This window comes from Metabacillus arenae, from assembly GCF_014773385.1.
GTDB classification, from domain to species: domain Bacteria; phylum Bacillota; class Bacilli; order Bacillales; family Bacillaceae; genus Metabacillus_D; species Metabacillus_D arenae.
The window spans coordinates 60,867-71,128 of record NZ_JACXAI010000034.1 but is presented as its reverse complement, the minus strand read 5'-3'; the positions used below and the strand labels follow the sequence as shown (position 1 = coordinate 71,128).

General features: G+C 40.6%; 11 protein-coding genes. 7 read left to right on the top strand and 4 right to left on the bottom strand.

Annotated elements, in window-relative coordinates:
* Positions 1–587 precede the first annotated feature (587 nt).
* From spoIIID to IC621_RS20835, 7 genes are all read left to right on the top strand, one after another.
* Complete coding sequence (gene spoIIID, locus IC621_RS20865) at positions 588–863, top strand: sporulation transcriptional regulator SpoIIID (RefSeq protein WP_191161060.1); 276 nt, start codon at positions 588–590, stop codon at positions 861–863.
* A 167-nt stretch (positions 864–1,030) separates the two neighbouring features.
* Complete coding sequence (gene mreB / locus IC621_RS20860; RefSeq protein WP_191161058.1) at positions 1,031–2,035, top strand: rod shape-determining protein; 1,005 nt, start codon at positions 1,031–1,033, stop codon at positions 2,033–2,035.
* 366 nt (positions 2,036–2,401) lie between these two features.
* Positions 2,402–3,238: a flagellar hook-basal body protein gene (locus IC621_RS20855; RefSeq protein WP_191161056.1), complete on the top strand. Its 837-nt coding sequence runs from the start codon at positions 2,402–2,404 to the stop codon at positions 3,236–3,238.
* A gap of 17 nt (positions 3,239–3,255) precedes the next feature.
* The gene (locus IC621_RS20850; RefSeq protein WP_191161054.1) at positions 3,256–4,074 is read left to right on the top strand and encodes a flagellar hook-basal body protein; all 819 of its coding nucleotides are present in this window, start codon (positions 3,256–3,258) and stop codon (positions 4,072–4,074) included.
* A 45-nt stretch (positions 4,075–4,119) separates the two neighbouring features.
* Complete coding sequence (locus IC621_RS20845; protein WP_224752696.1) at positions 4,120–4,401, top strand: DNA-directed RNA polymerase subunit beta; 282 nt, start codon at positions 4,120–4,122, stop codon at positions 4,399–4,401.
* 320 nt (positions 4,402–4,721) lie between these two features.
* The gene (gene fabZ, locus IC621_RS20840) at positions 4,722–5,156 is read left to right on the top strand and encodes a 3-hydroxyacyl-ACP dehydratase FabZ (RefSeq protein WP_191161051.1); all 435 of its coding nucleotides are present in this window, start codon (positions 4,722–4,724) and stop codon (positions 5,154–5,156) included.
* Between the two features lie 218 nt (positions 5,157–5,374).
* On the top strand, positions 5,375–5,644 hold the full coding sequence (locus IC621_RS20835) for a hypothetical protein (RefSeq protein WP_191161049.1): 270 nt from the start codon (positions 5,375–5,377) through the stop codon (positions 5,642–5,644).
* Between the two features lie 400 nt (positions 5,645–6,044).
* Here IC621_RS20835 and IC621_RS20830 read toward each other — a convergent pair whose 3' ends face one another.
* The 4 genes from IC621_RS20830 to IC621_RS20815 are packed head-to-tail and all read right to left on the bottom strand — an operon-like array spanning position 6,045 to position 10,104.
* Positions 6,045–7,127, bottom strand: a complete 1,083-nt coding sequence (locus IC621_RS20830) for a chitobiase/beta-hexosaminidase C-terminal domain-containing protein (protein WP_191161047.1) — start codon at positions 7,125–7,127, stop codon at positions 6,045–6,047.
* 38 nt (positions 7,128–7,165) lie between these two features.
* Entirely contained in the window at positions 7,166–7,477 is a 312-nt protein-coding gene (locus tag IC621_RS20825; RefSeq protein ID WP_191161045.1) for an AtuA-related protein, read from the bottom strand.
* Positions 7,458–8,795, bottom strand: a complete 1,338-nt coding sequence (locus IC621_RS20820; RefSeq protein WP_318153100.1) for an acyclic terpene utilization AtuA family protein — start codon at positions 8,793–8,795, stop codon at positions 7,458–7,460. Before IC621_RS20820 ends, IC621_RS20825 begins: the two co-directional genes overlap by 20 nt.
* A gap of 10 nt (positions 8,796–8,805) precedes the next feature.
* Positions 8,806–10,104, bottom strand: coding sequence for a CitMHS family transporter (locus IC621_RS20815; protein WP_191161042.1), 1,299 nt, complete (start codon positions 10,102–10,104; stop codon positions 8,806–8,808).
* Between the last annotated feature and the right edge of the window lie 158 nt (positions 10,105–10,262).

Sequence of the window (10,262 nt, the reverse complement as noted above, 5' to 3'; positions counted from 1 at the left end):
CCTTAATAGACCTCCATCACTTAGATACTTATCAGCTTAGTCATAGTTTACTTTTTTTAATATTTCGTGTCTAAATGATTAAGGGGTCTAAAAAGAACTCGCCAATAAATAATACCTCAGAACAAAAATATTACCCACAAACATTTTCATTAGTCTGCAAACGAAGAAATGAATGTTTCAAACTAATGATTTCTTTCGGAATCAAATAAGAAAATTCAAAGCCCCATCACCCAGAAAAATTAAATTCAATTTTAATAAAAAATCTCTAATTTCTTTTCTACAAAAAAATTATCTTACGAAAAAAACACCGTGAATCTGCTTTTTTCAAGCAAAAAATCACACAAAAATGAAAAAATTCTCATAAAACCCTTGTCCCTCTTGACATTTGTAGCATATATCTTCATCCAAGCTAATAAAATGTTACAAACCTAACAAAGAGAGTGTATGAGGTGAGGAATCGTGTTAGCCTTTCGTATACGCAGTAACGTAGACACCTTTCGAACAACAAAGAGAGATACTGATGGATTGTTTTCGTATGCGAGTCTCATTTCACACTTCTCACATCCATACTAGGGAGGTCGAGTGGTGTGCACGATTACATCAAAGAACGTACAATCAAGATTGGAAAGTATATCGTGGAGACGAAAAAAACCGTTCGTGTCATTGCGAAAGAATTTGGAGTTTCCAAAAGTACTGTCCACAAAGATTTAACTGAAAGATTACCTGAAATTAACCCCGAACTGGCCAATGAAGTGAAGGAAATCCTTGACTATCATAAATCAATCCGGCACCTTCGCGGTGGAGAGGCAACGAAGTTGAAATACAAAAAAGAAGACATTTTAGAAGAAGAAGTTGTAAAATAAGTGATTCTATTGTTATATTCCTTGTAAATCGAGAAAGTTCTTCAATTATCTTGCAGTGATTTTTTACAATATCAGCCTTTTTTTAGGAAATTATGATACAATATGAAATTAGGGCGCAATTTTGGATACAACTATGGAACTAGATTTGCAAGGAGGATAAAGATAGAATGTTTGCAAGGGATATTGGAATTGACCTTGGTACTGCAAATGTCCTGATCCATGTTAAAGGAAAAGGCATCGTACTTAACGAACCATCTGTGGTTGCATTAGATAAAAACACTGGAAAAGTACTTGCTGTTGGTGAAGAAGCGAGACGTATGGTCGGACGTACTCCTGGGAATATTGTTGCGATTCGTCCGTTAAAAGATGGAGTCATTGCTGACTTTGAAGTGACAGAAGCTATGTTGAAGCATTTTATAAACAAATTAAATGTAAAAGGCATTTTATCAAAGCCTCGTATGTTAATTTGTTGTCCTACCAACATTACATCTGTTGAACAAAAAGCAATCAAGGAAGCTGCTGAGAAAAGCGGCGGAAAACAAGTATTCCTTGAAGAAGAACCCAAAGTAGCTGCCATTGGTGCTGGAATGGATATTTTTCAACCGAGTGGAAATATGGTTGTTGATATTGGCGGTGGAACGACAGATGTTGCTGTTTTATCAATGGGCGACGTAGTCACCGCCTCTTCCATTAAAATGGCAGGGGACAAGTTTGATATGGAAATATTAAACTATATTAAAAAAGAGTACAAATTATTAATTGGTGAACGTACGGCTGAGGACATAAAATTGAAAGTCGCAACTGTTTTCCCAGGCGCACGTGACGAAGAAATTACCATTCGCGGGCGCGATATGGTCACTGGACTTCCGAGACCACTTACTGTGAAGTCTGCAGAAATCGAAAGTGCTCTTCGAGAATCGGTTGCAGTAATCGTTCAAGCCGCAAAAAGCGTATTAGAAAGAACGCCACCCGAATTATCAGCAGATATCATCGACCGCGGAGTCATTTTGACAGGCGGCGGTGCCTTACTTAATGGCCTTGACCAACTTCTTGCAGATGAACTAAAAGTACCAGTACTCGTAGCAGAAAACCCAATGGACTGTGTAGCAATCGGCACAGGCATCATGCTTGATAACGTGGACAGGCTCCCAAAACGCAAATTAGCAAATTAACAACCAACAGCCATCTAACAGAAGGTCTGACGTCCGTCAGATCTTTTTTTGTACACTTTTTGGTGCCAGGCACCAAAAAAGCGATGAGGTGCCAGGCACCTCAATCTTTAAACCCGCGATTTGGAGTCGTAATCGCCCCAATTAATCGCATTTTCTCCGATAGACCCCCATTTTTATTAAATGATACGTAAAACAAGCCGATTATAAGAGGGGTGCCAGGCACCGAATTTTAATTTGGTGCCTGGCACCAGAAAAATGGCACCCGAAAAAGTCGTGAGTTTTGGAGGATAGTTCGTTATAATAGAATAAGAAAAATTGTGCCCTAAATCTTGGAGATAAGTGATCGTTTTCGGAAGAGGTGATTAAATGCTGCGAGGCTTTTATACAGCTGCTGCAGGGATGCTGTCTCAGCAAAGACGAACGGAAATGCTTTCAAATAATCTAGCGAATGCCAATACACCTGGGTACAAAAGTGATCAGTCTGTAACTCGGGCTTTTCCAGAAATGCTCTTAAGCCGGATGGATAGTGAATCGATACCGACAAAAAACAGTCTTTCCTTTCAAACGAGTTCTCCAATTGGGTCGATTCATACAGGAGCTTACATACAAGAGCTTGTCCCATTATTCTCTCAAGGAGACATTCGTGAGACCGGCCTTGCTACAGATGCAGCGCTTGTAGAAGAAAACATGCCTATTAATGAAGAAACAGGCTTAAAATCCTCCCTTTTATTTGCAGTCCAAACTGGAGAAGGCGGATTGCGGTATACGAGAAATGGGAGATTCACAATAAATGTAGCAGGTGAATTAACACTTGCAGGGAATAGAGTACTATCTTCAACAGGTCAGCCAATTCGTTTAAATTCTGACCAATTTAAAATGACAGAAAATGGGCTAATCTTAAGTGAAGAGGGCGGCCAAGTCGCACAAATTGATGTTCGATTTGCAGAAGATGTTCGTGAACTTGTTAAAGAAGGAAACGGACTTTATCGAACTGAAAATAGAGATTTACCTTCAGCGATAGGGCTGCAAGATGTTGCTTATCAGCTTAAACAAGGCTTTATTGAACGCTCAAATGTAGACATTTCCAAGGCTTATACAGACATGATGACATCCTATCGAAGCTTTGAAGCAAATCAAAAGGTTCTTCAGGCTTATGACAAAAGCATGGATAAGGCTGTAAATGAAATTGGCCGAATAGGATAAAATGGTAGGAGGAAATCATGTTACGCTCAATGATTACAGCAACAAATACAATGGGCCAGCTGCAGAAACAGCTTGATATAATTGGGAACAATATGGCAAACATTGATACAACAGGATTTAAACGAACAGAGACAAGCTTTGGCGAATTGGTTCGCCAGCAAATTACCTCCTATCCTAATCAGGACCAGGACCAAAACAGGTTAACTGCTCCAGGTTTGCGTCAAGGTGTAGGAGCTTTATTAAGATCTCAATCTGTGTTTACCCAGGGCAGCATAAAGCAAACAGACCGGGAGCTCGATATTGCGTTGACTGCTCCAGGTCAATTTTTACAGGTCGAAGCAGATGGTGAAATGAGATATACAAGAGACGACGCTCTATATTTAACACCAATCAACAATAACCAAGTAACTCTTGTTAATACAAACGGCAACCAAATTCTTGATGAAAATCAACAGCCTATCATCTTAGATAACTCATTTAAGGAAATCCAAATTTCGCAGGAAGGTATTCTTACTGCAGTACCGGTAAATGCAAGCGATGTCCCGCAAACAGCTAACTTAGGAATTGTTAAAGTGGAGAATGCTCAAATGCTTTCATCAGCAGGTGAAAATTTATTTCAATTAAATGAGAATGCGGATGGGAATATAGTGCTAACCTATTTAGAAGGAGAACTTCGGCAAACGATTGGCATCAAGCAAAAAGCACTCGAAACGTCTAATGTGGACATGGCAAAAGAAATGACAGACTTAATGATATCTCAACGTTCCTATCAAATGAATGCCCGTTCGATTTCCATGGGCGACCAAATGCTTGGACTTATTAACAGCGTACGTTAACGCCCTTCACAGCATAGAAACTTTTCAAAAAAAGGGGAAATTACATTGGCTGCTAAAGTAAAAGAAGCAACAAAAGTCTCAACTGTAAAAAATAAGAAAACGAATAAGACGAAAGAAGCGGGGCAAACAAGGGAGGGCAAAAATGTGCGTCTCCGTATTCGCTTGCTGCCAATTTGGCTGCGTATTATTCTTGTAATCTTATTCATGGCTATTGCACTAGTCGTCGGCGCTGTTATTGGATACAGTGTAATTGGTGATGGCAACGCAGTAGATACCTTGAAAAAAGAGACTTGGCAGCATGTCATTGACCTTGTTGAAAAAGAATAATCCTAGTTCTATACTTAAGGAAAACGCACGGCGTCTTTCTAGTCGTTTCAGAAAGTTTAAGATGATTAAAGTGTTACCGTATTATAGTTAGCAATCGATGTCCAGCGCAGGCGGACAGGACGTCCTTGCCGGCCAGGCGCCATCGGCCCTTAGATCTCAGGGCCAATCCGCCCGAGAAGGTTAAAGAACACCCTTCCAGCCGGCTCGCCCGAATGCTTGTCACCGAAGGACTAACGCCCCTGAGCTTTTCGTTCAGGTATGAAATTGGTGGTCTTATTCAATAGTTTATCAAACCTAAACTTAATAAAAGGAGAATACATATGCTTGATATCCAACAAATAAAAGAAGTCATTCCTCATCGTTATCCCTTTTTACTTATTGATAAAATCATCGAAGTGGAGGAAGGGAAAAGGGCAATTGGTATTAAAAATGTAACAGCGAATGAAGAATTTTTTAATGGGCATTTTCCTGATTATCCAGTTATGCCTGGTGTATTAATTGTTGAAGCACTAGCTCAGGTCGGTGGGTTTGCAATGTTAAAAAAAGACGAAAACCGCGGCAGACTCGCCTTTTTCACAGGAATTGATAATTGCCGTTTTAAACGACAGGTTAAACCAGGGGATCAGCTTCGTTTAGAAGTAGAAATGACTCGTTTCCGCGGAGCGATTGGAAAAGGTAAAGGAGTCGCGACGGTTGACGGTGAAATTGCATGTGAAACAGAGATGATGTTTGCTTTAGGAGAAAAGCAGCAATAATTAACATGAATTAGGAGATGAGTTTTCTTTTGTGGGAGAATCATCTCTTTTTTTATTTTAAATGTTTTAGAATGGACAAGAGGGGAAAAGAATTGTAAACGGCCGTTAGTAAACCTTAAGAGTTTTGGTGTATTTTTTGTATGATTAACTAGTTAATGGGCATGCTAACCAAAGACCATTTATGTAAAATTTTGGTCAATTTGAAAGGAGCATGAAACATGAACAAAAAATGGTTGCTTAAACTTTCAGGTTCACTCCTAGCAGTAATGCTAATTACAGGTTGTGGTGACGATCAAGATCCAGCACCGCCAGAAGATAATATGGAACAAGAAATGCCGGAGGAAACTCCTCCAGCTGAGGACGGAAATATGAACCCAGAGTCCGAAAATGAAATGGAACAAGAGATGGAAGAGGATATGCAAGAAGGTGGTAATATGAACGAAGGCAATATGAATGAAGATGAAAAGAATAAAGATGAAGGACAATAAATAGAAAGGATTAACCTTCCCGAGGTTAATCCTTTTTCATCGTTTCAGAAAGTTTAAGATGATTAAAGTGTTAACGTATTAAAGTTAGCTATCGATGTCCAGGGCAGGAGGACAGGACGTCCTAACGCCGACAGGCATAAGGCTGTGACGTCCTTGCCGGCCAGGCGCCATCGGCTCGAGATCATGAGCTAATCCGCCCGAGAAGGTTAAAGAAAAAACTTCTTGCCGGCTCGCCTTGTGCTTGTCACCGAAGGACTAGCACAAGCCGCTTTTCGTTCTAATTTCAGAATTTATATACGAGGACTTTTTCAATGTCTTCGTTTATCCATTGGGCCATTTTTGTTAATGTAATTATAAAAATATGGATTCTACATAAATTATTTTTTTATTTCTAATCTCATTAATTGGAAGGCTTTACTTGTTTAAATACCCAATCTATCATGTCTTTATTTTCGTAAGCAGGTACCCAAGATGCATGATTATATTCCATTTCACGTGGATATTCAGTATAAATAGGGGTTCCCCCGGCTTTTTTTATAGCTGCAATTGCATTTCGAGAGAAGGACACGGGTATTATTTCGTCATCCTCAGCATGTAAAGCCCAAATTGGCTTATTTGCAAGTACATGTGCCTTACTTGGATCACCGCCACCCGCTATGGGAACCATCGCAGCAAACAAATCGGGATAGGCCATATTTAAATTAAACGTACCGAATCCGCCCTGAGATAAACCCGTCGAGTACAGGCGATTGCTGTCAATATTATAGTTTTTTCTAACATGTTGAAGAATTTCATAGGCTGTATGCAGATCCTCTGATAACTCAAAAACCCGGCTTAAATTGATAACATTATTCGAATCTCTAGTAACGGTAAATCCACCATTTGGTACATTACGTGCTTGAGGCGCTAATACAAAAGCAGGATGTTTCCCTTGATTTTCTGGCGCAGCCCAGATAACCGCACCATCATTAGCCGTTAACTGCTCCAGGTTATCATCACCGCGTTCTCCGCCGCCATGTAAAAATAATACAAGGGGATACGATTTATTCGGGTCATAGTTTTCTGGTACATAGAGGCGATAGGGCATTTTTTTATAAGTAAAACTCAAAAATTTAGAGGCTAGAGATCCTCTTGTTTCAAACGTGTAGGCGAAAGCTGCTATATGACTGTTTCGGTTCCCTCTCACAGCAATGGCTTTAATGGTTGTATTTTGTTCTATAGTAATCGGTTCAGAGTATAGATTACTATCTTTTGTCGGAGTGGTTCCATCAAGTGTATAGTAAATCTTTACACCCGGTGTGGAGGAACTTAGTTGTATGGTTTGTTCCTGATAGTACGAACCTGGTGCTAATGAAGAGGTTGGTGCAGCAACTTTCCTCTTATTTTCAGCACTTTTTGCATGAGTAGGTAAAGTGACAGAGGGCAGGATGAGTATCACTAGCAGAATAGTACTTATAAATTTTGTCAATCTCCCATTTTTCATACGATTTATATGCCTCCTATTAACGTGATAATTGTTACTTATATGTCTATTTCCATTTCCAGCAAAGCATAGCTCAAGCTTTTCCCGTGGGTATCCGTGCTTATGGAAGTTGTAACTCCTCCAAGTAATGCCTGATAACAGACAAACTGGAGAGCTGCTATGTTGGGAACCTCATAGCGGATGATATTTCCTTCGACAACCTCCTTTAAATGTGCCTTCACTTTCTCGGCAGTGACTTTTTCATACAATATCAGGTAGTCCTGTTCATCATAAGGAATAAGGGATAAGATTAGTGTATTTCCTTTGTCGCCTGCACGGCTGTGTGCCAGATCATATAATTTTTTCTTCATGGTTTACACTCTCCCTTACCATAACAGACATATTTATTTTGTCCCGTGGAATTAAAGTAGATACAACACCGATCACCTCATTTGTATATTTCCGTGCTCCTCCTCCTCCTGCTGGTCCGTTCGTGTACAGTGATTCTACCTCTTCACCGATTTTTGCCGCCTTTTCTGCCGTTTGAGCCTTTCCAGCCACTCGCAGCCGAACCTCGTATGGAGCGTCATACTGTCCAAATGTTGTTCGATGAACGGAAGAACTTCCGATATAATCAATTCGAAGGTCAGAAAAGTCCTTCTTTAGTCGTTCGTATATAACTTCGCCTGCAAGCTTTGCCCTGCCTAAGGCATTTGTGCCAGCGTAGGAAATTTCTCCTTCTCCTATAAAACCAGCATGATAGCCCACACTTACTTTAAGTAGCTCAGGTTTCGCCTCTCCGATACATCCTGAAACTTCAATACAGTTTGGTGCTGTTTCGCGCAGCTGAACCTTTGTAAAATCAGCTATTACATCTGGAGTAATATATTGATTCGGATTTGTTACTTCATATAAAAGCTGTTCTTTTGCCGTCGCTAACGAAATGACTCCACCGGTTCCTTCAACTTTACTAATAACCGCAGATCCATCTGAAGCTACATCCGCATACGGAAATCCTAAATTGGCAAGGTCTGGCACATCTTTCTTGCCAGGATCGGCAAAATAGCCTCCGCAGATTTGTCCCCCGCATTCCAGCAAGTGGCCTACTGCGGTTCCTTGTGCTATCCGATTTACATCCTCCAAGGACCAGCCATAATGATGGATCATTGGCGCAACAAATAATGACGGATCGGCAACACGCCCTGTAATAATAATGTCAGCTCCAGTCTCCAATCCCGCCAATATCTCTTTTACACCTAGATAAGCGTTTGCGGAAATTAACTGTCCAAATGAAGATAATGGTTCATTTGCTTCCAGGACGTTTGCATCACACGAGATGTATTGGAGAACATCATCTCCGGTAACAGCTGCCACTTTGATAGAAGTTCCAAGACTCTTTGCCATCTCTGCAATCTTTTCAGCGGCACTAACCGGATTTGCTGCTCCCATATTTGTAATAAGACGAACGTTGTTTTTGCTGATGATAGGTAAAAGAAGTTCCATTCTCTTTTCCAATAAAGGGTCATAGCCTAATAAAGGATTTTTTATTTTTCGTTTTTGTGCTAAAGCAATTGTCCGCTCAGCGAGACACTCCAATACAAGATAATCTAATTGTCCTTTTTCTGCTAATATGACTGCAGGTTCCAAGCGGTCTCCTGAAAACCCTGCACCTGATCCGATTCTAATCACGATTATCACCTCAAATAGTTATAGCTCCTGTTATTAGTGCAATTATGGTCATGACAATGGTTGTTCCAAAAGCCCATTTAAAAATAAAGCGCTGATGCTCCCCTAAATCCACTCCAGATAACCCAACAAGAATAAATGTTGATGCTGTTAGAGGGCTGAGCGGAAATCCGGTCGTCATTTGGCCGAGTATGGCTGCGCGCCCGATTTCAACAGGGTCAATTCCAAAACTAACAGCCGTTTGACTAAGAACTGGAAGAACTCCAAAGTAAAAGGCATCAGGTGTAAATACAAGGCTAAGCGGCATACTCGTAATCGCTACAAGAATCGGCAGGTACCCGGCAAACTGTTCTGGAATGACAGAAACCATTGATGTTGCCATGGCGTCAATCATTTTCGTTCCGGTTAATATGCCAGTAAAAATACCGGCTGCAAAAATCATTGTAGACACCATCACAACGCTGCTTGCATGATTGGATAGTCGTTCTTGTTGTTCTCCCAGATTTGGAAAGTTCACAAGTAAAGCAATAATAAACGCAACGATAAATAAGACAGGCATCGGCAGCCAAGTCATTACCAATGCAACGAGAAGGACAATTGTCAGCATCAAATTGAACCAAAAAAGTTTGGGCCTCTTTCCTTCAACGGCAGCTGCATGTTCTGTCATCAAATTCTCATAATCACCTTTAATTTCAATAATTCCTAATCTTGCGCGCTCTTTTTTTCCTAGCCAATAAGCCGAAAATAATACCCATAAAATACCCCCGAGCATGGCAGGCAAAACCGGATTGAACAATTGCGAGGAATCCATTTGAAGCGTTGTCATCGCTCTTGCCGTTGGTCCTCCCCATGGTGCAATGTTCATGACGCCTGCACCTAACGCGACAACGCCTGATAGGATAAGAGGATTCATACCGAGCCTTTTGTAAATCGGAAGGAATGCTGAGATCGTAATCATGAACGTAGATGCGCCATCACCGTCCAAAGCGACAAGCATCGTCACAATCACAGTACCGAGCACAATCTTTAATGGATCTCCTTTGACAATACGAATCATACTGGAAATGATTGGATCAAATAATCCTGCATCCATCATGAGACCAAAATACAAAACAGCAAAGCCCACCATAATCCCTGTTGGTGCGACTTTTTGGATCCCTTCCAACATCATGGTTCCGAGTTCTGTTCCAAATCCGCTGATAAGACCGAAAACAATGGGTACAAGAACAAGGGAAACGATAACCGAGAGACGCTTCGTCATAATTAAATAAAGAAACGTTCCAATCGTTAAATAGCCTAACAATGCTAACATCTAATCCCCCCAACATTCACTTATTATTTACCACCTTGAGCAATTTCTGCGTTTAACAAATCTCCAAGCTGCAACACATGCCTCCTTTTGCCATTAGTCGTAACTCTTACATCCTTCATACGTTGCAAGACTCATGCCAAAAGAACAAATGGTTCCTT